This window comes from Micromonospora nigra (assembly GCF_900091585.1).
Classification (GTDB): domain Bacteria; phylum Actinomycetota; class Actinomycetes; order Mycobacteriales; family Micromonosporaceae; genus Micromonospora; species Micromonospora nigra.
Map to the genome: position 1 here is coordinate 393,707 of NZ_FMHT01000003.1, position 24,057 is coordinate 417,763.

The following is a 24,057-nucleotide window of genomic DNA, read 5'->3' on the forward strand; positions in this document are numbered from 1 at the left end:
GCCTGTCGGATCCGATCACAAGGAGCAACTCACATGCGTGGACGCAGGACATCGGCGCCGGCGGTCCTGGGTGTGCTGACGGCCATCCTCGTGACAGCCGTCGCCGGACCGGCCGCGGCACCCCGCCCGGCGCAGGCACTGGACAACGGTGTCGCCCGCACCCCACCGATGGGCTGGAACACCTGGAACACGTTCGGCTGCGACATCAACGAGACCCTCATCCGGCAGACGGCCGACGCGATCGTCGACAACGGCCTGCGGGAGCAGGGGTACAGGTACGTCGTCGTCGACGACTGCTGGTTCGATCCGAACCGGGACGCGCAGGGCAACCTCCAGGCCCATCCCCAGCGGTTCCCGAGCGGGATGAAGGCCCTCGGCGACTACCTGCACTCCCGGGGTCTGCTGTTCGGCATCTACCAGTCGCCGCTGGACCAGACCTGCGCCCAGTACTTCGACACCTTTCCCGGCTCCACCGGCAGCCTCGGCCACGAACACCAGGACGCGCGGCAGTTCGCCGCCTGGGGCGTCGACTACCTGAAGTACGACTGGTGCTCCCCCACCGGGACCATCGACGACCAGGTGGCGAGGTTCGCCATCATGCGCGACGCGCTGGCGGCCACCGGCCGGCCGATCGTCTACAGCATCAACCCGAACAGCATCCACTCCAAGACCGGGCCGCAGCGCGACTGGAGCGATGTGGCGAACCTCTGGCGGACCACCGAGGACATCACCAACGCGTGGAACACCGGCCAGACCAACGGCTACCCGATGGGCATCCAGAACATCGTCGACGTCAACGTGCCCCTGGCCGGTCACGCCGCGCCGGGCGGCTTCAACGACCCGGACATGCTGGAGGTCGGCAACGGCGGTATGACCGACACCGAGATGCGCAGCCACTTCGCGCTGTGGGCGATGATGGCGGCGCCACTGATGATGGGCAACGACCTGCGCTCGGCGAACACCGCGACGTTGAACATCCTGCGCAACCAGCACCTGATCGCGATCAACCAGGATGCGCTCGGACGCCAGGCGGTGCAGGTCTCCCATGACGGCACCCGGCGGGTGCTGGCCAAACGGCTGGGCAACGGTGACGTCGCCGTCGCCCTGTTCAACCAGGGCAGCTCCACCACGACGATCTCCACCACGGCGGCGGCGATCGGCAAGACCGGCACCTCGTTCACCCTGCGGGACGCGTGGACCAACGGCACCGCCACCACCACCGGAGCCATCTCCGCGAGCGTCCCGGCCCACGGCACGGTGGTCTACCGGATCAGCGGCGGCGGCACCACCGACCCTCCGCCGCCGACCACGTTCCGGCTGCGCAGTAATTCGGCCGGCCGGTGCCTCGACGTCGACAACTCCCAGACCGCCAACGGCACCGGGGCGCTGGTCTGGGACTGCCACGGCAACGCCAACCAGCGGATCAGCCAGAACGGTCAGACGCTGCGGATGCTCGGTAAGTGCCTGGACGTGCCGCTCGACGCGGCCAACGGCACCCGGGTGCAGATCTGGGACTGCCACGGGGGCGCCAACCAGCAGTGGACGTTCACCGGTGACGGCACTGTCAGCAACGGCCGCTTCCCGGCGCTGTGCCTGGACGTGAACAACGCCGGCACGGCGAACGGAACCACGGTGATCCTCTGGACCTGTCACGGCGGCACCAACCAGCGGTGGAGCCGCGTGTGACGGCCGCGCCCGTGCCGGACGCGACCGGCCCGGCCCGCGTCGGTGGTCATCAGGTCCGCCCTGTGATTCACGGCTCGGCCAGCTGTGGAGGACGGCGAGCACCCCGGTGACCCGGGCCGGGAGGTCCTCGCGTAGCGGTACGCCGTAGGGGATCCTCGCCACTCTGATCTTCGCCTTGGCGCGGGTGATCCGCCGGCCCATGGTGGGCTCCTGGACCAGGAAGGCGTGGGCGATCTCGGGCACGGTGAGCCCGCCGACCATCCGCAGGGTCAGCGCGACCCGCGCCTCCACGGCGAGAGCGGGGTGGCAGCAGGTGAAGATGAGTCGGAGCCGATCGTCGTCGACGACACCGAGCGGCTCGGAGGTGTCCGACAGCAGCAGTGCCTCCTTCTGTTTCTCTTCGCGCCTGACCTCGCGCCACATCCGGTCGACGCCCCTGCGGTGGGCGGTGACGGTGAGCCACCCGCCGGGGTTGCGCGGAACGCCGTCGACCGGCCAGCGCTCGACGGCGATCGCGAACGCCTCGGCGGTCATCTCCTCGGCGACGTCGAGGTTCCCGAAGCGTCGGGTGGCCGTGCCGGGTGCCGCGAGGTCGCCGGCGAAGATCCGGTGGCCCTCGGCGGCTGATCCGGGCGTGGCGACCGGTCGGTCTCCTCCCAGGGGAGGAGATCGTCTCCGACCGTCGGCCGCGACCGGGGCCTGCGGTCGGACGCGGCGCGCAGGCGCGGTGACGAGTCTCTACAGGTATGACTACCGCGTTGCGCCGGGCGGCCCACTGGCACCGCCCGCTCATGCTCCTCACCTCGGCGATGGCGGTGCTCACCGTCGTCGCCGCCGTCGGCGTGTTCACCGATCCGCGCATTCTCACCGGCGTGCCGATCTGGCTCAAGCCGTTGAAGTTCGCCGTCTCCTTCGGGTTGTACGGCGTCACCCTCGCCTGGATGCTGTCGCAGTTGCGGCGCCGTAGCCGGGTCGCGGAATGGTCGGCGACCGTCATCGTCGCCATGTCGCTGGCCGAGCTGGTGGTGATCGTCGTGCAGGTGCTGCGCGGCACGACGAGCCACTACAACGGCACGACCCCGTTCGACACCGTCATGTGGCAGGTGATGGGCGCGTCGATCATGGTGTTGTTCGGGGCGCACGTCGTCATCGGTGTCGCGTTGCTGTTCCGCCCGGTCAGGGACCGGGCCACCAGGGTGGCGGTAGGGCTCGGGATCGGCCTGTCCAGCCTGGGGATGCTGGTCGCGATACCGATGGTGCGGGCAAGCCAGGCCCCGGCAGTCGAGGGGATCACCGGGGCGCACAGCGTCGGTGTGCCCGACGGCGGACCCGGGCTGCCGCTGGTCGGATGGAGCACCACCGGCGGTGACCTGCGTATCGGGCATTTCGTGGGGCTGCACGCGTTGCAGGTGCTGCCGATCCTGGCGATCCTGCTGCAGCGGCTCGGGACACGACTGGACGAGCGGACCCGCGTACGGCTGCTGGTGGTCGCGGGCGCGGCGTACGGCGTACTCACGATGCTGTTGACCTGGCAGGCCCTGCGCGGGCAGCCGCTGCTGCGCCCGGACCCGGCCACCCTCGGCGCGGTGGCAGCCCTGGTGGCCGCGACCGCGACCGCCGCCGGGGTGGTCGTGGCCCACCGTCGTCGCCCGGAACTGGTGCTGGCGGCGTGACCGGCGTGCTGTTCGAGCTGAGTTTCGCGGTGGCCGCGCCGTTCTGGGCGCTGATGATCCTGCTTCCGCGCTGGTCCTGGACCGAACGGATCGTCAGGTCGCCGCTGATCGTGCTGCCGGTCGTGGTGATCTACGGGCTGCTGGTGATCCCGGCGATGGGCGACGTGCTGCCGGCCGTCACGTCGCCGACCCTGGACGGGGTACGCGACCTGCTCGGCACCGACACCGGGGCGGCTGCGGGCTGGGCGCACATGATCGGATTCGACCTGTTCGTCGGGCGGTGGGCGTGGCTGGACAGTCGGGAACGGCGCGTGCCGGCGCTGGTCATGGCCCCGGTCCTGGTGCTGACGATCCTGCTGGGGCCGCTCGGGTTGGCCGTCTACCTCGGGGTGCGCCTCAGGTGGGCCCGGCCGCAGGATGCCGGCTCCGAGCGCCAGCCCCTAGGCTGACGTCGTGGGGTGGGCGGGGCGGCTGTTCGACGTGCGGGACACGCTCGTGCGGATCCTGCTGCTCGACCTCACCGGCGTGGGTTATCTGCTCTTCGGTACGCCGGCCGGTCACCCGCCGACGGTCCCGCAGTGGATTCTCGCGGTGGTCGCGTTCGCGGTCGCGTTGGCGTTGCACCGCCGGCCTCTGGCCAACCTGGCGGGACAGACCGCGCTGCTGGCGGTCGCGATCGTCGTCGTCGACGACACCACGATCCACCAGGTGGGTGCCGGCTGGGCGTTGGTGGAACTGACGGTGTGGGCCCGTCGGCCTCGGGTCATCTGGCTGGCGGCCGGGGCGCTGGCCACGGTCGCCCTGTCCGACTCGATCGGCGTGACGGTGCGGCAGTTCGCCGTCGGTGTGCTCGGGCTGGCGGTGCAGGTCGGTCTTCCGTTGCTGCTCGGCATGGTCATCCGCACGACCCGGGAGCTGAGCCGACAGGCTGAGCAGCGGGCCAGGGAGGAGCAGCGGCGACGTGAGTCCGACCACCGGGCCGCCCGTGCCGACGAACGCAGCGCCATCGCCCGTGAGCTGCACGACGTGGTCGCGCATCACGTGGCGTCGATGGTGCTGCGGGTCGGGGTGACCCGGCACGTGATCACGGACGTGGACCCACGCGTGGGCCAGGTGTTCGACGACGTGCACAGCACGGGAACGGCGGCGTTGGCGGATCTGCGCCGGCTGGTGGCGGTGCTGCGCGACCCCGACGCGGTGCGCGGTGAGGCGACGCTGACCGCGATAGAGCCGTCGGCGGTGCCGGCGGCACTGGGTGCGGCGGTCGACCGGGCCCGCCAGGCCGGTGTCACCGTGGAGGCCGACGTCGACGCGGGGGTCGGTTCACTGGACGCCGTACGGGGCCTGGCGGTGCTGCGGCTGACCCAGGAGGCGCTGACCAACGTGGTGAAGCACGCCGGCCCGGCCGCGTTGGCGCGGTTGTCGGTGTCGGTGGTCGACGGGGCGGTGCACTGGGAGGTCACGGACAACGGGCGGGGTTCGGTGCCGGCACCGGTGCCGCCCGGCGGCGGTCACGGCATCACCGGCATGCGTGAGCGCGTCGATCTGCTCGGGGGCCGGTTGGAGGTGGGGCCGGCCGGTGCCGGTTGGCGGGTCGCCACGGTCCTACCGGCCGGGTCCGCCGGTCCGTCGCGTTATCGCGGAACGGCGACCGGGCCCCCCGCGTCGGAGGTGGCATGATCCGCGTCCTGCTGGTCGACGACCAGCATCTCATCCGCGCGGGCCTGCGGATGCTCTGCGACGCTCAGCCGGACATCGAGGTCGTCGGCGAGGCCGACAACGGCCGCGAGGCCGTCTTGCTGGCAGCGCGACTCGTCCCCGACGTCGTCGTGATGGACCTGCGGATGCCCGGCGTCGACGGGATCACCGCGACCAGCCGGATCCTCGCCGATCGTCCCGCCACCCGGATCCTCGTGCTGACCACCTTCGGCGACGACGACCACCTCTATCCGGCGTTGACCGCCGGGGCCTGCGGGTTCCTGCTCAAGGACGCCCCGCCCGCCGACCTGGTCGACGGGGTCCGCCGGGCCGCCGCCGGGGACAGTCCGTTCAGCCAGCAGGTGCTGCAACGGCTGGTCCACCGCGCCGTGCACGCCCGGCCCGAAACGCCACGGCCCGCCCCGGGTCTGACGGCCCGTGAGCAGGACGTGCTGCACCTGGTGGCCGAGGGATTGTCCAACACGGAGATCGCCGATCGGCTCCACATCGGGGTCACCACCGTCAAGACCCACATCACCAGCCTGATGACCAAGACCAACAGCCCCAACCGGGTACGCCTGGCCCTGTTCGCCCGCGAAGCCTGAGGCTGACGGCAGCGGTGGCCAGCAGCACGCCGCCGGCCCGTGTCCGCCGCCGGCGGCACCTACCGTAAGCGGCGGGGCACCCGCCGAACCCCGTGGGACGTCCCCGGGGTACGGCTGCGGATCATCGTGTCGGAGTGGGCTGTTACGGTCTCGCCGCCCTTGCCGCAGTCGTACGGAGGTTGGTGTGATCCATTCGCACGCGTCGTCGTTCGCCGGGTTACCGGTGTTGCCCTTCACACCGGGCATGACACTGCCGGAGGATCCGTCCGCCGTGGCGTGGCGGCTGGAGGTCGAGAACTCCGAGGCGGGGCCGAAGGAGTTCACCGGCCTGGTCCGGGCGATGCTCGACGAGGTGCCGCACGAGTCGGTGCGAGCCGTGGTGGTGGGTGAATGGGGCGAGGCCTACGACCGCACGCTGCCGGTCGACCTGCTGGTCGACGCGGCACGACGGTGGCCGCACCTCCGGGCGGTCTTCCTCGCCGACCTGCTCAGCGAGCAGTGCGAGATCTCGTGGTTGAGCCACGACGACGTGACTCCGCTGCTGGCGGCGTGCCCGGCGTTGGAGGTGTTGTGGATCCGCGGCGCCGACGGCCTGGAGTTGACTCCGGTGCGCCACACCGGGCTGCGGGAACTGCGTATCGAGTCCGGTGGCCTGCCGGGCGAGGTGGTGCGCGCGGTCGGGGCGTGTGATCTGCCGCAGCTGCGGCGGCTCGACCTGTGGCTGGGCTGTGAGGACTACTACGGTGACAGCACGGTGCAGGATCTCGCCACCATCCTGGCCGGCAGCAACCTGCCGGCGCTGCGGCACCTGGCGCTGTGCAACGCGGAGAACGCCGACGCGGTCACCGCGGCGGTGGCCAGCGCCCCGGTCGTCGGCCGGCTGGAGGTCCTCGACCTGTCGATGGGGGTGCTCACCGACGAGGGCGGCGCGGCGCTGCTGGCCGGTCAGCCGCTGACTCACCTGCGCCGCCTGGACCTGCACCATCACTACCTGTCCGAGGAGACGGCCGCGGCGGTGGTCGCCGCGCTGCCGGGCGTGCAGGTCGACGTGTCCGACCCGCAGGAACCCGAGGACTACGACGGCACGATCTACCGCTACACCGCGGTCGGGGAGTGAACAGGGATGGCGTTGCCCTTCCGGGTCCGGGTGTCCGACGGCCGGCCGGCCGTCGGGGTTGCGGGGCCGGTCCACCCGGCGGTGTCGGCGTGACATGCGACTGACGGTGGTCGGTAACGCCGGTCGTCGCCGGGTGGAGATGTTCACCCGGGCGGCGCTGGCCGCAGGTCTGCCCCGGCCCGAGGTGCTGCCCTGGGTCGACGTGCTGACCGGGGCCGCGCCGCCACCGGCCGGGGCGTTGGTGCGGGTGGACTCCCCCGGTCAGGATCCGCAGGTCGACCAGTTGCTGCGCCGGTCGGCCACCGCCACCCGGCCGGGCGAGTTGGTCGGCCTGGCCGACGCGTACGCCGGTCTGGTCGACGGCATGGCGCGGGTGGCGGCAGGTGGCGCGGAACTGCTCAACCAGCCCGACGACGTCGCGGTGCTGTGTGACAAGCGGCGCTGTCACGCCGTGTTGTCGGCGGCCGGGCTGCCGGTGCCGGCCGCGTTGCCACCGGTCCGTGGGTACGCCGAACTCCGGGCGGAGATGGCGGCGGCCGGCTGGACGAGGGTGTTCGTGAAGCCGGCGCACGGGTCGTCCGCGGCCGGGGTGATCGCACTTGCGGTCGGGTCCCCACGTGCGGCGGGCCGACCCGGGCGGCACCGCTGCGGCCGGGTGCACGCGGTCACCACGATCGAGCACACCCCGCAGGCGCTGTTCAACTCCCTCCGGTTGCGTCGTTACACCGACGAGTCGCAGGTCGCCGCGATCGTCGACCGGCTCGCCCCGGACGGTCTGCACGTCGAACGATGGCTGCCCAAAGCCGGGCTGGGTGACCGGGTGGTGGACGTGCGGGTGCTGGTGGTCGCGGGGCGGCCCACGCACGCGGTGGTCCGCGCCGCCCGGGGGCCACTGACCAACCTGCATCTGGGAAACGCGCGTGGTGATCTCGCCGAGTTGCGGGCGGCGGCCGGGGTACGCGCCTGGTCGGCGGCGATGGAGGCGTGTGAGCGGGTCGGGGCGTGCTTTCCCGGGTCGCTGCACGTCGGGGTCGACCTGATGTTCCTGGTCGGTTGGCGTCGGCACGCCGTGGCCGAGGTCAACGCGTTCGGTGACCTGCTGCCCGGGGTGCTCCATGACGGGCGGGACAGCTACGCCGAGCAGGTGCACGCACTGACCAGTGGTCGGTGGCAGCGGTGGCGGGCGTCCGTCGGGGCGGCCTCGGGCGGGGAGCAGGTCGCGTGCGCAGCCTGATCGGTAGCCACGACCTGCTGCTGGTCACCCTCGACACGTTGCGATACGACGTGGCCGCGGAGGTGGCGGCGGCGGGGGGCACCCCGCAGTTGGCGCGGGCGCTGCCGGGTGGACGGTGGGAACGACGCCACTCCCCCGCCAGCTTCACCTACGCCGCGCACCACGCCTTCTTCGCCGGTTTCCTGCCCACGCCGGTGCGGCCGGGCCACCACGAGCGGCTGTTCTCGGCGGCGTTCCCGGGCAGTGCGACCTCCGGGGCCGACACGTGGGTGTTCGACGCCCCGGACCTGCCGACCGCCCTCGCCGAGGTCGGCTACCACACGCTCTGCCTGGGTGGAGTGGGGTTCTTCAACCGGTGCAGCCCGCTGGGGGCGGTGCTGCCGGGCATGTTCGCCGAGGCGCACTGGGAGCCGGAGTTCGGCGTCACCTCCCCCACCTGCCTGGACGCGCAGCTCGACCGGCTGGCCGAGGTGCTGCCCCGGGTGCCGGCGGCGCAGCCGCTGTTCACCTTCCTCAACGTCGCCGCGCTGCACCAACCCAACCGGCACCACCTGCCCGGCGCGCAGACCGACAGCCGGGCCAGTCACGCCGCCGCGCTGCGGTACGTCGACGGGCGCATCGGTCGGCTGTTCGCCCTGGTCACCGGCCGGGGGCGGCCGGTGTTCACCATCATCTGCTCCGACCACGGCACCGCCTACGGCGAGGATGGCCACACCGGCCACCGCATCGGCCACGACGTGGTGTGGACCGTCCCGTACGCCCACTTCGTCCTGTCTCCGGGGGAATGGTGACCAGCACCGAGGCGAGCCTCGACGGCTCCCCGTACCAGCAGTACCTGTACGCGTACCCGCACAAGACGTCCTACCGGCCGCTGCGGCCCCGCCCGTCGCTGGCCGAGGTGTGGCGGGCCGAACCACGCGAGGCGTTGTTCCTCTACCTGCACGTGCCGTTCTGCGAGATGCGGTGCGGCTTCTGCAACCTGTTCACCCGCGCCCACGCCCCACAGGAGCAGGTGACCGCGTACCTGCGGCAGCTGCGCCGGCAGGCCGAACAGGTCGCCGACGCCCTCGGCGGCGACGCGGGATACGCCCGTGCCGCGTTCGGTGGCGGCACCCCGACGTACCTGACCGCCGGGGAGCTGACCGAGCTGTTCGACATCGCCACCGGCACGGTCGGCGCGCGGCTGCCGGGCGTACCCCTGTCGGTGGAGACCTCACCGGCCACCGCCACGCCGGACCGGCTCGCGGTGCTCGCCGCGCACGGTACGACGCGGGTGAGCATCGGCGTGCAGAGCTTCCTGGACGTCGAGGCCCGTGCCGCCGGCCGGCCACAGCGTTGCACGGAGGTGGAGACGGCGCTGGCTGCGATCCGGCAGGCCCGCATCCCGGTGCTCAACATCGACCTGATCTACGGCATCGACGGGCAGAACGCCGGCACCTGGCAGGAGAGCCTGGACGCGGCACTGGCCTGGCAGCCCGAGGAGCTGTACCTGTACCCGCTGTACGTGCGGCCGCTGACGGGGCTCGGCCGGCGCGCCCACGACCGGGCCGACTGGGACGCCCAACGGTTGGCCCTCTACCGGCAGGCCGTGGAGACCCTCGGCGCGGCCGGGTACCGGCAGGAGTCGATGCGCCAGTTCCGCCGCCGCGACGTGCCGGTGCCCGACGGCCCGGACTACTGCTGCCAGGACGACGGCATGGTCGGCCTCGGGTGCGGTGCGCGTTCCTACACCACCGGCCTGCACTACTCGTTCGACTACGCGGTCAGCGTCTCCCAGGTGCGGGCGGTCCTCGACGACTACCTGGCCCGACCCGCCGACGACTTCCGGTACGCCGAGGTCGGGTTCCACCTCGACGATGCCGAGCAGCGCCGCCGCTGGCTGCTCACGTCGCTGCTGCGGGTCGACGGGGTGGACGCCGACGCCTACCGGGCACGGTTCGGGTGCCCGCCGACCGACGACTTCCCGCAGCTCGGTCGGCTCGTCGAGCGCGGCTGGGCCACCAACGGTGGGCTGCGGCTGACGGCTGCGGGGCTGGCCCGGTCAGACGCCATCGGCCCGTGGTTGACCTCCGCGCAGATCCGCGCCGCGATGACCGGGTTCGTGCTGCGGTGAACCTGACCGTCCTCTACCGCGGGCCGCTCGCCAGCTGCAACTACGACTGCCCGTACTGTCCCTTCGCGAAGCGGCACGACCCGCCGGAGCTGCTGCGCGCGGACCGGGCCGCGTTGACCCGGTTCACCGGCTGGGTGGCGGCGACCACCGACGTGCGGCTGTCGGTGCTGTTCACCCCGTGGGGCGAGGGGCTGACCCGCAGTTGGTACCGGGAGGCGATGGTGACGCTGTCCCACCTGCCGCACGTGGAACGGGTGGTCATCCAGACCAATCTCGCCGCCCGCGTCGACTGGCTGGCCGACGCCGACCCCCGGTCCGCTGCCCTGTGGACGACCTTCCATCCGGGGCAGATCGACCGGCAACAGTTCCTGCGCCGCTGCGCCCGTCTGGGCGAGTTGGGCGTCCGCTACTCCGTCGGGGTGGTCGGCCTGCCGGAACACCTCGACGAGGCGCGGGCGCTGCGCGCCGCGCTCCCGGAGGACGTCTACCTGTGGGTGAACGCCGCCGACGGCCGCCGCTACGACGCCGCCGAGGAGGCCACCTGGACCGGGTTGGACCCGCACTTCGGTTACAGCGTCCGTCCACACCTGTCGCTCGATCGTCCCTGCCATGCCGGGGAGAGCGCCATCTCCGTGCTCGGCGACGGCACCGTTCGGCGCTGCCACTTCATCCCCACCCCCATCGGCAACCTGTACGACGGATCGTGGCGGGCCGCGTTGCGGCCCCGGCTGTGCAGCAACGCGATCTGCGACTGCCACATCGGTTACGTCCACCTCAAACCACTCGGCCTTCGGGACGTCTTCGCCGGTGGGGTCCTGGAACGCGTTCCTGCCGCCTGGCCGCTGCCGCGCTGACGAACGGCCTGCTCCTCACGGCTGACCGGGATTCTCGCCTGCCGCTGTGGCAGCGCGTGCGTGGGTACGCCGTGCCACCTTCGGGGCAGACCGTACGACGAGGACGCCACGGAGTACCAGCCGCAGCCGCCACCGGCCCGGACGAGAGTCGTCACCATCGACTCGGGCTTCCGCCAGCCTGCTGCACCCTGTCCACAGCGGTCCCGCGATAGGGTCGACCGCATGGACGGTCATCACTCGATCCGGGTCCGCCTCGCCAGCCTCGCCGACCTGGCCGAGATCGTCGCGGTGCACGTGGCCGCCCGTACCGCCTACTACCGGGCAGGCGGGCTCACCGGCACCGAGATCGACAACCCCGCCGACCAGCTGCGGCGCCACGAAGGCTGGCAGGAGGCGATCCGTGCCCCGGAGAAGAGGGTGATCTGCGCGGAGCTGGACGGCCGGATTGTCGGAGTGGCGGCGATGGGGCCGCCGCTGGACGACGCGGGTTTCCTGGACGACGCAGGGCCGACCGGTGTCGGCCAGCTCTACCAGATCCACGTGCACCCGGAATGCTGGGGACGTGGCGTCGGCGGCCACCTGCACGCGGATTTCGTCGACTATCTGCGGTCGGAGGCGATGATGACGGGCCGACTGGAGGCGTGGGAACGGAACACGCGCGGGCACTCCTTCTACCTGCGACACGGCTGGCAGCCGGACGGGCACCGCCGTCCCGGCCCGGACGGCACCGACTACCTGCGGATGCGCCTGGACCTGAGCCCGGCGGACGGCAGCGTCGCCCGGGCGGGCTGATCTCCCGACGTACCCGTGCACGTGACCGGCACCGGGCCGCCGCGCCCGGCCGGGTCGACCGGAATGGTCGACCCGGCCGTCAGTGCGGGCTACTCGGCAGGTCAGGCGGCCAGCGCGGCGGCGAGTCGGCGGGCCTCGGTGACCAGCCGGCTCGCGCCGCCTCGCGCCACCAGGTCGGCCAGTCCCGGCACCTCGATGCGTACCCCGGTCGCGCCGGCCGTCTCGGCGGCCAGGGTGAGCAGGTCGGGTGTGCCGCGGGGCGGGGTCGGGGCGGTCAGCAGCGGCGGCAGGGCGGCGGCGAGCAGCCGCCAGACACTCAGCGGAGCACCGGCCGTGACCGCGTCGCGCAGCGGCACCGCCACCCGGCTCAGGGTCACCTGGCCGTCGGCGGCGAGTGCGCCCAGGTGCCCGCCGATGCCCGGGGCGTCGAGGTCGCCGGCGGCCGCCAGTGCCAGCAGCGCGTCGAGGGCGGCGGCGCGGTCCACCTCGTGCCGGGCACCCAGCCCGTACGCCAGAGCCAGGTCGAGCGCCGGACCGCCGTCGCCGGTGCACTCGGCGAACGTCGTCAGGACGGTGGCGGTCCCCCGCGCGTCCTCCTGCGCGGCCCTGGCGATCTCGGGCAGGAGGTGGGCGGCGGCCAGGCCACGGTGCCCCGGCAGCAGCGCTGGCCACAGGTGCTGCCAGCGGCTGCGTACCTCTCCGCTGCGGTGTGCCGGCACGGTGAGCAGCCCGAGGGGATCCGCCACGCCGTCGGGCGGAGTGCTGGCGACGATGGTGCGCCGCACCGGCAGACGGTCGTAGCCGAAGTCGTAGCTGCCCCTCCGTTCCCGTCGGTCGACCGTGATTATGCGGTAGACCGGGGTCGGCAGGGTGTCCCCGCGCAGCCAGTCGGCCAGTTCCCGCCCGGCCGGGGTGCCGAGCGCCGCGGCGCGGGCCGCGAGTGGCCCGTCGACGCCGGCCGGCAGTCGCAGCAGCGCCTGGGTGAGGTCCCATCGCCAGACCGGCCGGTCACCGAGGGCCGCGAGCCGTTCGTAGAGCGCGGTCGGGTCGATGGCCCCGGTGGTGGAGGTGGGCACCGCCAGGAGCCCCGGGTCCTGCCGTCCGGCCAACCGCTGGCCGATCTCGGCGAGGCGGGCGCAGTACAGCAGCGTGAGGGCGGACTGCTGGGGTGGGTTGGCGGCCGGCCGGTTCCGGAACGGGCGCAGCGCCCAGGCGGACGATGCGTTGAGGATCTCGGACCACTGGGCGCGTCGGGTGGCGGCCTCGGCCGGTGCGGCGGCGGCCAGCAGGACGCCGTGCAGCTGGATCGGCACGTTGAACACCGCCCACAGGCGGTCGCTGGCGCCGACCCGTTCGCGTCGCAGTACCGGCAGCAGTGCGGCCGCCAGCCGGTCCCGGTCGGTGGTGGTCAGCCGGACCAGCCCGTCGAGGACCCGTTCCACGGCCTGCGCGGGCCACAGGTGGCCGAGCAGCCCGGCGACCTCCTCGACGAGTTCGTCCACCTCCGTGATCGGTGGTGGCGCGGGCGCGGGCGACACCGGTGGTGGGAGTTCGTCACCAGCCACCGTCACGGTGACCGGGGCGGCCGGACGGTGACCGTGCCGCTGCGCCAGCGTCGTCGCCCGGTCCCGCAGATCGGCGGCCGGGTGCTCGGCACCGACCGCGAGCACCTCGGCGATCTTCCCCGCGTGCACGGGGTGCTGCCCGGCGAGCCGGTCCAGCCACGACAGTTGCGCCCGCACGAGGGCCTTCTCCGGCCGGCCGAGCACGACCTGCGCGGCGTCGAGCAGCGATTCGAGTTCCGCGCCACCGTCGGAGTCCCGCAGCGTCCGCTGGGCCAGGGCGGCCACCGGCCCCGGCGCGTCGGCGAGCAGCCGCAGGTACGCGTCGACCCGGGCCGCCACCTCGCCGGGGGTGGGTTCGAGGTGGTCGTGCAGGGCGAGGAACGGACGCAGCGCGGCCGGTCGGTCGCCGCGCAGCAGCCGACCGACGACCCCGTCGAGCAACGCCGCCCGGTCGAGGCGCCCCTCCGCGGCCAGCGTGGCCAACGCCCGGGGCACCGACGTGTCGTCGCCGTCGAACGGCAGCTCGGTGCCGACGCCGTCGACCTCGAACAGGCGGGGCAGCAGCGCGTCCAGGAACGGGTCGGCGCGGAGGCGGTCGACCAGGGGCGGCGGAGGCTGCCGCCGGTTGTGGGGTGGTTGCCACGACATCGCGTACGCCCAGCCGACGACGAACGCGTCCCCGGTCGGCGGTGCCGCCTTCTCCGCCATCAACATCCCGGCCGTGAAGTGCCAGTTCGCCCACGGTTCGTTGCGGCGCAGCCGCTCGGCCAGCCGGTAGCCCAGGTCGGCCAGCCAGGTCACGCCGCGTTGACGGGCGACGGCGATCACCGAATCGACGTCGACGTTCCGTAGCATGACGGTTCGCCGGCCGAGCAGCGTCGCGACCTTCGTCGCGGTGCTCAGCGTGCCCACGGCGGCCACCGCCAGGGCCGTCGCCTCCGGTGTCCGCCACCAGATGACCTGCTGATGCCTCACATGGTCGACCAGTTCGTCGCCGAGCCTGCGTCGGGCCGGTTCGTCGAGCGTGGCCAGCAGCGCCTCGACGGCGGCGACGTCGCCGCGAACCAGGGACTCTCGGAAAGCGGTCACACCCCCACCTCCGCCGCCGCCATGGATGCCGCGAGGGCGTGCCTGCAGGGTCCGCGTTGCCCCTGGTGTCGTGCCCACCACCGGCAGGTGCAGGTGCGGCTCCCGTCGGGCAGCCGGCGTACGCGATAGTCCCCGTCGCCGCCGCGTACCGTGGCATGCTCGCCGTCCCGGCGGACCGCGCCCTGCTCCACCAGCGCCCGTGCGCCGACCAGGCGGGGATTGTCCCGCTCGGCCCGCCCCGCGTCGTAGGGCATCACCCGGTGGAAGTACGCGCCCTCGGCGACGTCGTAGCCGACCCTCCCGGCGGTGCCGAGCTGCGCGAGGGCGGCGCGAACGCGGTCGTCGGGCAGGCCCGCCGCGTCGGCCAGCGCGGCGACGTCGATCGTCGGCTCCCAGGACAGCAGTGCACCGACCAGCTGCGCGTCGTCGATCACCTCGTCACCGGCGAGCGCGAGCAGAGCGGCCCCCTCGCCGGAGAACCCCCGGTACGGCTCCGGTGAGAGCGTCAGCGACAGTCGCAGTGCCCCGGTGTCCAGCTCCCACGTGCTCGCCACGGCCGGTGCGCCGGCGCGCACCGCCGGACCGTACACGCGCAGGGTGTGTGCGTGGCGGAGCAGCCCGCGCAGTGCGGTGAGGCGCCCCGCGCCGGCCAGGCAGACCGCGCCCGGCGTCGGCCTCGAGGTCAGCCGGAGGGTACGCCCGGCGGGCACCGCCCACAGCACGGAGCGGTCATTGGAGGGCAGCCGCCGCAGGAACGCGGTCGCCTCGGCGGCGGGGATCTCGGCGCGCGGTTCGAACCCGGCGGTGAGGACGTGCACCTCGGCGAAACCACGCAGCCAACGCCCGGGGAGCGGCACCTTCCGCTCCACCACCGTGTCGTCCATGGTGGAGACGGTGAGGTCGTCCGGGCCGACGGCCAGGTGCAGCGGGTCGATCCCACCCACCCGGGCGAGTGCTTCGCGCAGCGGCGGGTTGACGTCGACGTTGGTGGTGCCGTGGCCGACGATCTCGCCGTCGAAGCCGGCCGGGACCACGTCCATCCGGGCGTACACCCCGCAGCAGCCGGAGAACGACTCGAAGCGCAGCCGGTCCTGGCTGCCGGTGACCACCGGGTCGAGGCTGGCGGGGCTGACCGGCTGGTGGTAGCGGGTGCGGGCCACCTCGGCCACCGCGAGCAGGCCGGCGGCCGCCGCGGCGGGGGTGGTGAGGAACCCGGAGCAGAACCGCGGGTTTGCCGCCGGCCCGCCGCAGGTCTGCAGATCGAGACCGGTGTCGCGCAGGGCGGACGGCTGGAGGTATCGGTAGGTCTGGACGACGTTCACGGCGCACACCGTAGAACGACCGACCGACATCCTCCCGATCAGCAGCGACGCAGGCTGGCAGCAGCTGTTCGCGGCGGCATCGGCAGGCGGCGCCTACAGCTCCGGCGAACTCGGAGCGTACGGGAGGCTCCTGGCCTGGCGTACGGTCAGCGGGCTCACCGGTGCCGCGCACGTGCGTCCGCCGCTGACGTCGAGGCGCTGGCCCAGCGGTGTTCGTGGTACTCCTTCGCGGGCGCGAGCGACTGGTTCGACCGCGTCGCGTGGGACATCGGCCTGGCGGTGGTATCACCGGACGGCGGCACCTCGCCGTGCTGGCCGCCACCGACACCGACTGACGGTCAGTGATGATCAGGCGTCTAGAGTTCCGGGATGGACTCACCCTCCTCGAACGGAAGCTTCGCCCGGCCAGGCCGGGGCCGGAGGGCGCTCGACGCCCCTGCTGCTGCGGATCGAAGCGGCGATCCGGGGCGCGGGCACCGTGGGAAGTTCCGGGGATGCCCGTAGTGGCGACAGCAATGCGGGCAGGAGCGCGATCGGCGTCGAATCTCACGAAGGGTCCGCGTCACGCAGCGAGCGGCGGTAGACGGACAGACCTTCGCCATCGGGGGTGCTCTCCTGCGGCCCGGCCTCCCAGCCCAACCGTTCGTAGAAGGTGGGCGCCCCGGTGGGCCCGGTCGGGGTGACCAGCTCGGCCGTCGTCGCCCCGGCGAGACGGGCGTGCTCGACGAAGTGCGTCACCAGTGTCGAACCGATGCCGGTTCCCCGCCATTCCGGGCGTACCGCCAATGCGGTCATCACGGCCACCTGCGGCGCGGCGGTGGGCCGGTCCGGCCCGTCACCTCGCGGTTTCCGGGAGCGGAACCGGCGGGTCCACGGCCCCACCCGCGAGCGCAGCAGGCGGGTGGCAACCTTGGGCCGACGCACCAACGCGCTGGCGGCGGCCACCGCGAGGGACGCCACCGCGCGCCGGTCCGTCAGCAGCGCGGCTATGTGCGCGGTCTGGTCGGTGGTGCCCAACAGGAAGCCGACGAACTCCTCTCCCGGGGCGCTCGGATCGACGGCCACGTAGCCGACGCCGTGTCGGGAGTCGAGGAAGGTGCGATGCCACCGGCGGACGAACCGGGGGCCCAGCGACGGAAACAACCCGACCGGCAGGAGGTCGACGTGGGCGCGGGCCGTGGCATGAAGGTCGCGGCGTGTCGCAGGCCGCACGACAAGCCGGCCCGGCTCCGCGGCGCTGTCGCTCACACCCACGACACTAGCGAGCGTCCTGCGTACGGAGCGGGTCTTCGCCGATAACGGCGTCGGGGCCCGGCTGCGTGACTCCGGCGCGGTCGGGTGACCGGGGCCCGACTCTCGGCTATCTACCCTCGGCGCGGACGTGACCGACGTACCGTCGGGGCAGGCCAGTATCGCGGCGCTGGCGGGTGGGCGAAGGTCGGATCGATCTGCCCGCCGGTGGGAAGGTGATGTCCGGTGTCAGGTCAGGCGGCGTCCGCTCCGGGGGTACGCCCGTACGCGGTGGCCGGGGCGCCGTTGCTCTGCGACGCGCGGGGGCACGGTCTGACCGGTGACGGCACGACCAACGATCAACCTGCCCTCGCGGCGCTCGTCGATCGGCTGGGAGACGCGTTCGCCGCGGACGGGCGTGCGCGGGTGATCTACTGCCCGCCCGGCGTGTACGCCATTCGCGACGCCGGCACGGTCTGGCGGAGCGGGGTGTCCCTGATGGGCGCGGGCCCCGGTGCCACCCGGTTCGTGCTGAGCAACGAGGGCAACCGGACCCGACCGGTACCGTTGGCGTTCCACACGACCGAGTTGCACGGGGCGAGCCCGGATCGCAGTCTCGCCTACTGCACGTTCGCCGACTTCGAGATCGACGGCTCGGGGGTGGCGTCGGCGCAGTACAATCCGCTGGCCAAGGGCCTGGGGTTGCAGTACGTGACCGGTGGCCTGTTCCGGAACCTGTTCATCCATCACACGGCCGCCACCGGCTTCGGCTGCGACTTCCTACAGGACACCCTGGTCGAGGCTGTCCGGGTGCTGGAGTGCGGCCGGATGGACAACGGTGCGGAGATGGGCGGAGCCGGCATCGGCGTCGGCATCGGCGGGTGGGGGCCGACGGAGCGGCTGACCATCGCCAACTGTGTGGCTGTCGGCAACGCCACCAACGGCATCTTCCTGGAGATGCAGTTCTCCGACCGGCCGCAGCCGCGGGGCATCCGGATCGTCGGCTGCCACGCCGAGAGCAACCGGTTCGGCATCTCCGACTGGGGTGCCGACGGACTCATCGTCACCGGCTGCACGATGATGGGCAACCTGGAGGCCGGGTTCCAGGTGTCGGCGAAGGGCACCACCGGCATCTCCGGCAAAGGCGGTCTGCTCACCGACTGCCTGATCGACGGGAACCTGCGCGACGGGATCAACATCGGCAACACCGCCGGCCCGTACACCGTCCGGGGCAACCGGATCTCCGGCAACGGCCGCTACGGCTACCACCACCAGGACCTCGGTCAGGGTGACCGCTCCGCCGCCGAGGAGATCGTCATCGAGAGCAACGACATCTGGGGCAACAGCCTCGACGGAATCCGCTTCGACCGGCCGCTGCGCGACGCCGTCATCATCAACAACCGGATCCGCAACAACGGTCGCCAGTGCGCCGACGCCACCTCCGGCGGCGGCGAGTCCGTCCGCTACACCCACCACACCCTCGTCGACCAACACGCCAACTGGCCGGCCGACGGCCATCGCGGCAAGGTCCTGCGCGTCGGCCACCGGTACGCCGTCGTCGCCGCCAACAACGCCAACACCCTGAGCCTCGCGCCCATCCGCCCCGGCAGTGACAGCGCGTGGAGCGCCGACACGCCGCTGCCCGGAACGCCGTACGAGCTGCCACCGGCCCCGCCCAGTCGTGCCGGGATCACCATCGACGCCACCTCCGACTCGGTGACCATCCGCGGCAACCTCATCCGCGACAGCGGCTCACACACCCAGACCCACGGAATCTGGATCACCGACCGGGGCAACTGCTTCGACTGCCAGGTCGTCGACAACGGCCTGGACGGGAACCACACCGCGAGTCGGACCGACACCCCGGCACCGGGTGGTCACTGGGAAGGCAACCATCGTCATCCCAGGAATCCCAGCAACCACAGCAACCGGTGACGGCAAGGTCCCGGTCGTGGCGCACCGTGGCGTGGGCACCATCAACTGCGACGGGCAGGCTCCGGTGTGAGGGAAGATCGGTGGACCGGTTCCGAGCCGGAGGTGCGGCAGGCGTTCGACCGGGTGGTCGAGGAGGGCGCCATCCGGCTGGCCCGCCCCTGGGCCCCGTTGATCGTCACCGGGATCGTCGGCGGCGTCGACGTCGGCACCGGCGTGCTGGCCTACCTTCTGGTGAAGGAGGCCACCGGGCAGACGCTGCTGGCCGGGCTCGCCTTCAGCATCGGCTTCGTGGCGCTGCTGCTGGCCCGCAGCGAGCTGTTCACCGAGAACTTCCTGGTGCCGGTGACCGCGCTGGTCGCCGGCCGCAACACCCTCCGGGCACTGCTGCGGTTGTGGACCGTGACCCTGGCCGGCAACCTGCTCGGCGGCTGGCTGGTGGCCTGGCTGATCACCCAGGGCTTCCCCGAACTCGGCTCCACCGCCATCGAGACCGGCACCCACTTCGCCACCCTCGGGGTCAACCTGCGCTCCTTCACGCTGGCCGTGCTCGCCGGAATGGTGATCACCCTGATGACCCGGATGCAGCACGCCACCGAGAGTCTCGGCGTACGCCTGGTGCCGGCGCTGATCTTCGGCGCGCTGCTCGCCAGCGGGCAGCTGTTCCACAGCGTCCTCGACTCGATCATGATGTTCACCGCCCTCACCACCGACCGTGCCCCCTTCGGCTACCTGGCCTGGCTCGGTGCCCTCGGCTGGTCGACGCTGGGCAACATCGTCGGAGGCGTCGGCCTCGTCACCGGCCTCCGGTTGATCCGGGTGTCCGTCGAGATCGACGAAGAGCGGTCCCGTCAGCGGTGACCGTGCCCCGGCCGTGGCTGCCGCCGATGGGCATGTCGGCGACCCGCTCACCGCGCCTGGCGGCCCGGGCCGAACCCGCTGATCGGGGCCGCTGCGCAGGGTCGGAACAGGTCGTCACACAACTGTCACGGCTTTGCGGTCGTGCCGCCACCTGACGGGGAAGTCCTCCTGAAGGCGGCACGGCGCGGCGGAGGAACCGCGGACGACAGGGCGGCAGGGCCGCCCGGCCGGGGAGGACGCGTCGAGGGATCCGTACCGGCCACCGACCACTCACGGAGGAGCAGCATGACAGTCAGTGTCCTGGTCAGTGCCATCGTCGTCGGTCTGTTCACCGGCGCGCTGGGCCGGCTCGCCGTGCCGGCCTGCGATGCCATCCCGCGATGGTTGGCGATGGTCCTGGGAGTGACCGCAGCCATGCTCGTCACCATCCTCGCCGTGCTCAGCGGCATCGACGCCCGCAGCCTCGGCCTTCCCGGCGTTCTCGCCCAGGCGGGCTGCGCCACCCTGACCGTCATCCTGGTCGCGACCGCCGCCGACCGTCGTCAATCGTCCCGCTGAGGCTGCCCGCACGAGGCGCTTTCCGGGATCCGACCGCTGCCGGCTGCCTATGGTGGAGATGACGCGACGCATCGGCCGGGTCGCCGCCGAGGACGATGGGCAGGCAGCATGGAGCGGTTCCTGGAGGCTGTCTGGGACACGAGCAGCGTGAGCGGTCGCCTGGTGACCAGCATCGTCCTGGTCGTGCTGGCCATCGTGCTCGCCCCCCTGGTCGGCCGCCTGGCCGTCCGTCGGGTGGAGGACACCACCAACCGGTACTACCTGCGCAAGGCCGTGCACTACCTGATCGTCGTGGCGGTGCTGTTCGCGCTGGTGCTGCTGTGGCGGCCGTTCGCCGGTCGGGTGGGCGTGGTCGTCGGTCTGCTCGCCGCCGGTCTGGCACTGGCGATGCAGGAGGTCATCGGCGCGTTCGCCGGGTGGGTCAGCATCCTCACCGGACGGCAGTACCGGGTCGGTGACCGGATACAGATGTGCGGGGTACGCGGTGACGTCCTGGACATCACCCCACTGCGTACCCGCATTCTGGAGAGCGGTTCCTCCTCCGACCCGGAATCCTGGATCCGCGGCCGCCAGTACACCGGGCGGGTGGTCTCCCTGTCGAACCGCTTCGTGTTCACGGCGCCGGTGTACAACAGCAGTACGGTCCTGGATCACCTGTGGGAGGAGCTCACGCTGCCCGTTCCCTACGAGGCCGACTGGCACCTGGCGGAGTCCATCCTCTGCGAGGAGGCACAGCGGATCTCCTCGACGGCAGACGCGCGGCGCGCCATCGAACAGATGCGCCACAGCTACCCGGTCGCCGAGGCGGAGGTCGATGCTCGCGTCTTCGTCCGCGCCACCCCGAACTGGGTGGAGCTGTCAGCCCGCTTCGTGGTGCCGGTGCGCTCCGCCCGCCAGGTCAAGGACCAGGTCACCCGGCGGGTGTTGGACCGCTTCGCGGAGCGCGGCATACGGGTGGCCTCCGTGACCCAGGACATCACCATCCATCCACCCCAGGCCTCGGGGGCCGTCACCGGCCCGGCTGACCGCCGGTAGCCGCCGGGGCGAGCCGCTACCTCCCTGACCGGATTCCGCGGGCCCGCCTCGATGGTTGGGGAGCGCCACCTCCCCGCGTACGCCACGATGGACGGGTGACCTCGAGGAACCGGGCATCGTGAAACGGCCCCGCACCGTGTCCGCACGGCTCTCCGAGATATGGGAGAGCTTCTGGCTCGTGCCGGCCGTCTTCGCGGTGGGCGCGGTGTTGGCGGCGGTCGGCCTGGCGGCCCTGGAGCTGCAACTGGACCTCACCTTCGGCGGGATCCTGCCCAGCGGCCCCGCCGGTGCCCGCTCACTGCTGTCCTCGATCATCACGGCGATGATCTCCTTCACCGCGTTGGTCTTCTCCATCACGGTCGTGGCCCTGCAACTGGCCAGCAGCCAGTACTCCCCCCGGGTCCTGCGAACCTTCCTCCAGGACCGGACCATCCAGGCGACACTCGGGATCTTCGTCGCCACCTTCCTGTTCGCCATGGTGGTGCTCGCCGCCCTACCAGCCGAGGACGGCGAGCGGTTCCCGGAGCTGTCGCTCGCGGTGTCGATGTTGCTCGTCCTCGCCAGCAGCGGCACCTTCATCTACTACCTGCACCACATCACCACCGTGATGCGGGTGTCGCACATCATCGCCGCCATCGGCGCCCAGACACGACGGTCGATCCAACACCTGCCCCCGGCGGACGAGCCGCAGGCGACCGTCACCGGCGTGATCACGCAGACCGTGCCGGCTCCGGCGCCCGGAATGGTCAGCCACGTCGATCTCCGACTGCTCGCCCGGCTGGCCCGTGAGCACGACTGCGCCCTCACCGTCGCCCCCGCACCGGGTGACTTCGTCGTCACGGGGGCCCCGTTGGTTCGGGTGCACCGGGTAGCCGGCAGCGAGCCCCACCCGGTTCCGGACGACCGGGCCGGCGAGGGCGTGACCATCGGTGTGGAGCGGACCCCGGGCCAGGACGTCGCCTTCGGCTTCCGGCAACTCGCCGACATCGCCGAACGCGCGCTGTCCCCGTCGCTCAACGACGTGACCACGGCCATCCGGGCCGTGCAGGAGTTGCACGAACTCCTCCGCCGACTCGCGACCCGACCCGACCCGGTCCATCTTGTTCGTGACGACGACGGTCTGGTGCGCGTTGAGGTCCGCGGCGTGCCGTACGACACTCTGCTGGCGATGGTCGTCGACGACATCCGGCTCCTCGCCGACCAGCAGCCGCGCATCGTGCGACTGCTGGACGCCATCGTCGACGACCTGGCAACCGTCGCGATTCCCGCCCACCGGGCGGCGATCAGCCGTCGGCTCGCCTCGTCGTCGTAGCACGCTTCCCGTTTCCCGGGGCGGTTCGGTCGCGTCGGACGGGGTATCCGGCACAGATGGCTCAAGCCCCGAGACCGGAGGACGTCTACGCCAGTGCCCGCACCGAGGGCGAGCGCCGGCTGTCGATGAGCGCCCTGGAACAGGCCTCCACCGGCTTCATCGCCGGGGTCACGATCGTGTTCGGGATCGTCGCGCTGGGCATGGTCCGTGAACTGGTGGCACCCGACTTCGCCGACGGTGTGGGCCAACTGGTCGGTGCGCTGGCGTTCGGCATCGGTCTGGTCTTCGTGGTCGTCGGGCGCACCGAGCTGTTCACCGAGAACTTCTTCGACCCGGTCGCCGCGGCACTGCACCGCCGACGGCCCGCCGCCATCTGGCAGCTCGTGCGGCTGTGGACCCTGGTGCTGGTCCTCAACTTCGTCGGCGGCGCGGTGATGGCCGCCGTCTTCACCGTCGAGGGGACGCTGCCCGCCGGCGCCCACCACACCCTCGCCCTGATGGCGGAGGAGATCGCCGCCAAGGAGGGCCTCGCCACCGTCACCCGCGGGGTGGCCGCCGGCACCCTGTTGACGCTGCTGTCCTACCTGCTGCACGCGGTGGGGTCGGCCGGTAGCCGCATCGCCCTGGCGTACGTGGTCGGGTTCTTCCTCGCCCTCGGCCCGTTCGACCACGTCGTGGTCTCCGGGTTGCACCTGCTGTCGGGCATCTGGCTGGGCGCCGACGTCTCCTACGCCGACCTGGGCCTCAACGTCGTCCTCTCCGGCACCGGCAACCTGCTGGGCGGCCTGCTGCTGATGACGCTGACCCACGCCGTCCAGGTCAGGGGCACCCGGTGAAACCGGCGCCCCGACCGACACCGGCACCCCACGGCGTTCGGCCGGAGCCAACCCCGGTCAGCCGTCGACCCACCGGCTGGTGGGCTGGAGGACGGCCTCCCGCAGGGCAGCCGTACGCCACCGGGTGACCTCCTGGTATTCCGGGTCGGCGACCATCCGGCTGAAGGCCGACCGGCTCGGGTACCGCACCAGCACCACGGCGTCCCACGCCTGCCCCTCCTCGGCGACCAGGGCCGGCCCGCCGTCACCGGCGTAGAGCACCTTTGCGCCGTAACGCGGCAGGAACGTCTCCTGTAGTGCGGCGGCGTAGCGCTGGTAGGACTCCCTGCCACCCTCGGCGAAGCGCAGGAGGTTGAGCATCACCACCGGCTCCTCGGGGTCGGCGGCGAGGAACTCCTTCAGGTCACTGCCGGTCGGGTCGACTGCCATCGGTGTGCCTCCACTCCGTTCGTCAGTGGCGACATCAGATCACAGGCCGCCGGAGGCCGGAAGTAGCCGGCACGGAGGTCGGTGACAGCCACGTCGGGCCGGGCAGACGAAGCATT

21 protein-coding genes and 2 pseudogenes are annotated in these 24,057 nt (G+C 72.2%); 18 read left to right on the top strand and 5 right to left on the bottom strand.

Annotation, left to right across the window (positions count from 1 at the left end; genetic code table 11):
- Positions 1–33: 33 nt before the first annotated feature.
- Positions 34–1,686, top strand: coding sequence for a glycoside hydrolase family 27 protein (locus tag GA0070616_RS01745; RefSeq protein WP_091075158.1), 1,653 nt, complete (start codon positions 34–36; stop codon positions 1,684–1,686).
- An 84-nt stretch (positions 1,687–1,770) separates the two neighbouring features.
- On the opposite strand, the pseudogene GA0070616_RS01750 reads toward GA0070616_RS01745, so the two are convergent.
- A pseudogene (locus tag GA0070616_RS01750) lies at positions 1,771–2,262 on the bottom strand (sigma factor-like helix-turn-helix DNA-binding protein); the annotation flags it as partial.
- A gap of 170 nt (positions 2,263–2,432) precedes the next feature.
- Here GA0070616_RS01750 and GA0070616_RS01755 point away from each other — a divergent pair.
- The 10 genes from GA0070616_RS01755 to GA0070616_RS01800 all read left to right on the top strand — a co-directional run bounded on the left by GA0070616_RS01755 (position 2,433) and on the right by GA0070616_RS01800 (position 11,772).
- Positions 2,433–3,359: a hypothetical protein gene (locus GA0070616_RS01755; RefSeq protein ID WP_091075160.1), complete on the top strand. Its 927-nt coding sequence runs from the start codon at positions 2,433–2,435 to the stop codon at positions 3,357–3,359.
- Complete coding sequence (locus GA0070616_RS01760; RefSeq protein WP_091075162.1) at positions 3,356–3,808, top strand: ABA4-like family protein; 453 nt, start codon at positions 3,356–3,358, stop codon at positions 3,806–3,808. Before GA0070616_RS01755 ends, GA0070616_RS01760 begins: the two co-directional genes overlap by 4 nt.
- A gap of 4 nt (positions 3,809–3,812) precedes the next feature.
- Positions 3,813–5,039: a sensor histidine kinase gene (locus GA0070616_RS01765; RefSeq protein ID WP_091075164.1), complete on the top strand. Its 1,227-nt coding sequence runs from the start codon at positions 3,813–3,815 to the stop codon at positions 5,037–5,039.
- On the top strand, positions 5,036–5,662 hold the full coding sequence (locus tag GA0070616_RS01770; protein WP_091075166.1) for a response regulator transcription factor: 627 nt from the start codon (positions 5,036–5,038) through the stop codon (positions 5,660–5,662). Before GA0070616_RS01765 ends, GA0070616_RS01770 begins: the two co-directional genes overlap by 4 nt.
- A gap of 244 nt (positions 5,663–5,906) precedes the next feature.
- Complete coding sequence (locus GA0070616_RS01775) at positions 5,907–6,779, top strand: STM4015 family protein (protein ID WP_175439945.1); 873 nt, start codon at positions 5,907–5,909, stop codon at positions 6,777–6,779.
- Positions 6,780–6,873: 94 nt separating this feature from the next.
- Positions 6,874–8,013 (top strand): STM4014 family protein, encoded by a 1,140-nt coding sequence (locus GA0070616_RS01780; RefSeq protein ID WP_175439946.1) that lies wholly within the window; start codon positions 6,874–6,876, stop codon positions 8,011–8,013.
- Positions 8,001–8,804: an STM4013/SEN3800 family hydrolase gene (locus tag GA0070616_RS01785; protein ID WP_091075171.1), complete on the top strand. Its 804-nt coding sequence runs from the start codon at positions 8,001–8,003 to the stop codon at positions 8,802–8,804. Before GA0070616_RS01780 ends, GA0070616_RS01785 begins: the two co-directional genes overlap by 13 nt.
- Complete coding sequence (locus GA0070616_RS01790; RefSeq protein WP_245712614.1) at positions 8,801–10,126, top strand: STM4012 family radical SAM protein; 1,326 nt, start codon at positions 8,801–8,803, stop codon at positions 10,124–10,126. The genes GA0070616_RS01785 and GA0070616_RS01790 overlap by 4 nt, the downstream gene beginning before the upstream one ends.
- Positions 10,123–10,980 (top strand): STM4011 family radical SAM protein, encoded by an 858-nt coding sequence (locus tag GA0070616_RS01795; protein WP_091075175.1) that lies wholly within the window; start codon positions 10,123–10,125, stop codon positions 10,978–10,980. Before GA0070616_RS01790 ends, GA0070616_RS01795 begins: the two co-directional genes overlap by 4 nt.
- Positions 10,981–11,202: 222 nt before the next feature.
- Complete coding sequence (locus GA0070616_RS01800; RefSeq protein ID WP_091075177.1) at positions 11,203–11,772, top strand: GNAT family N-acetyltransferase; 570 nt, start codon at positions 11,203–11,205, stop codon at positions 11,770–11,772.
- Positions 11,773–11,873: 101 nt separating this feature from the next.
- Here the strand turns inward: GA0070616_RS01800 and GA0070616_RS01805 are convergent, their stop codons facing one another.
- Entirely contained in the window at positions 11,874–14,426 is a 2,553-nt protein-coding gene (locus GA0070616_RS01805; protein WP_091075179.1) for a hypothetical protein, read from the bottom strand.
- The gene (locus GA0070616_RS01810) at positions 14,423–15,748 is read right to left on the bottom strand and encodes an SWIM zinc finger family protein (protein ID WP_091075181.1); all 1,326 of its coding nucleotides are present in this window, start codon (positions 15,746–15,748) and stop codon (positions 14,423–14,425) included. The genes GA0070616_RS01805 and GA0070616_RS01810 overlap by 4 nt, the downstream gene beginning before the upstream one ends.
- Before the next feature lie 37 nt (positions 15,749–15,785).
- Between GA0070616_RS01810 and GA0070616_RS29365 the strand changes: the two are divergent.
- Positions 15,786–16,093 (top strand): annotated as a pseudogene (locus GA0070616_RS29365) (DUF6183 family protein).
- A 201-nt stretch (positions 16,094–16,294) separates the two neighbouring features.
- On the opposite strand, the gene GA0070616_RS01815 reads toward GA0070616_RS29365, so the two are convergent.
- Entirely contained in the window at positions 16,295–16,996 is a 702-nt protein-coding gene (locus GA0070616_RS01815) for a GNAT family N-acetyltransferase (protein WP_175439947.1), read from the bottom strand.
- Between the two features lie 228 nt (positions 16,997–17,224).
- Between GA0070616_RS01815 and GA0070616_RS01820 the strand changes: the two genes are divergently transcribed.
- The 6 genes from GA0070616_RS01820 (at position 17,225) to GA0070616_RS01845 (ending at position 23,512) form a co-directional block, all read left to right on the top strand.
- On the top strand, positions 17,225–18,913 hold the full coding sequence (locus tag GA0070616_RS01820) for a right-handed parallel beta-helix repeat-containing protein (RefSeq protein ID WP_091075185.1): 1,689 nt from the start codon (positions 17,225–17,227) through the stop codon (positions 18,911–18,913).
- Positions 18,914–18,979: 66 nt separating this feature from the next.
- On the top strand, positions 18,980–19,771 hold the full coding sequence (locus GA0070616_RS01825; protein ID WP_175439948.1) for a formate/nitrite transporter family protein: 792 nt from the start codon (positions 18,980–18,982) through the stop codon (positions 19,769–19,771).
- 285 nt (positions 19,772–20,056) lie between these two features.
- Complete coding sequence (locus GA0070616_RS01830; protein WP_091075188.1) at positions 20,057–20,329, top strand: hypothetical protein; 273 nt, start codon at positions 20,057–20,059, stop codon at positions 20,327–20,329.
- A gap of 108 nt (positions 20,330–20,437) precedes the next feature.
- Positions 20,438–21,364, top strand: a complete 927-nt coding sequence (locus GA0070616_RS01835) for a mechanosensitive ion channel family protein (protein WP_091075190.1) — start codon at positions 20,438–20,440, stop codon at positions 21,362–21,364.
- A 118-nt stretch (positions 21,365–21,482) separates the two neighbouring features.
- Positions 21,483–22,676 (top strand): DUF2254 domain-containing protein, encoded by a 1,194-nt coding sequence (locus GA0070616_RS01840; protein ID WP_175439949.1) that lies wholly within the window; start codon positions 21,483–21,485, stop codon positions 22,674–22,676.
- A gap of 56 nt (positions 22,677–22,732) precedes the next feature.
- Entirely contained in the window at positions 22,733–23,512 is a 780-nt protein-coding gene (locus tag GA0070616_RS01845; RefSeq protein ID WP_091075194.1) for a formate/nitrite transporter family protein, read from the top strand.
- A 57-nt stretch (positions 23,513–23,569) separates the two neighbouring features.
- Here GA0070616_RS01845 and GA0070616_RS01850 read toward each other — a convergent pair whose 3' ends face one another.
- On the bottom strand, positions 23,570–23,941 hold the full coding sequence (locus GA0070616_RS01850; protein WP_091075196.1) for a DUF1330 domain-containing protein: 372 nt from the start codon (positions 23,939–23,941) through the stop codon (positions 23,570–23,572).
- Positions 23,942–24,057 lie beyond the last annotated feature (116 nt).

Excerpts from the sequence above, each read along its gene's own strand:
- GA0070616_RS01745 (WP_091075158.1), top strand. The coding sequence starts at position 34 with ATGCGTGGACGCAGGACATCGGCGCCGGCGGTCCTGGGTGTGCTGACG.
- GA0070616_RS01755 (WP_091075160.1), top strand. The coding sequence starts at position 2,433 with ATGACTACCGCGTTGCGCCGGGCGGCCCACTGGCACCGCCCGCTCATG.
- GA0070616_RS01770 (WP_091075166.1), top strand. The coding sequence starts at position 5,036 with ATGATCCGCGTCCTGCTGGTCGACGACCAGCATCTCATCCGCGCGGGC.
- GA0070616_RS01775 (WP_175439945.1), top strand. The coding sequence starts at position 5,907 with ATGACACTGCCGGAGGATCCGTCCGCCGTGGCGTGGCGGCTGGAGGTC.
- GA0070616_RS01780 (WP_175439946.1), top strand. The coding sequence starts at position 6,874 with ATGCGACTGACGGTGGTCGGTAACGCCGGTCGTCGCCGGGTGGAGATG.
- GA0070616_RS01800 (WP_091075177.1), top strand. The coding sequence starts at position 11,203 with ATGGACGGTCATCACTCGATCCGGGTCCGCCTCGCCAGCCTCGCCGAC.
- GA0070616_RS01830 (WP_091075188.1), top strand. The coding sequence starts at position 20,057 with ATGACAGTCAGTGTCCTGGTCAGTGCCATCGTCGTCGGTCTGTTCACC.
- GA0070616_RS01835 (WP_091075190.1), top strand. The coding sequence starts at position 20,438 with ATGGAGCGGTTCCTGGAGGCTGTCTGGGACACGAGCAGCGTGAGCGGT.
- GA0070616_RS01845 (WP_091075194.1), top strand. The coding sequence starts at position 22,733 with ATGGCTCAAGCCCCGAGACCGGAGGACGTCTACGCCAGTGCCCGCACC.
- GA0070616_RS01850 (WP_091075196.1), bottom strand. The coding sequence starts at position 23,941 with ATGGCAGTCGACCCGACCGGCAGTGACCTGAAGGAGTTCCTCGCCGCC.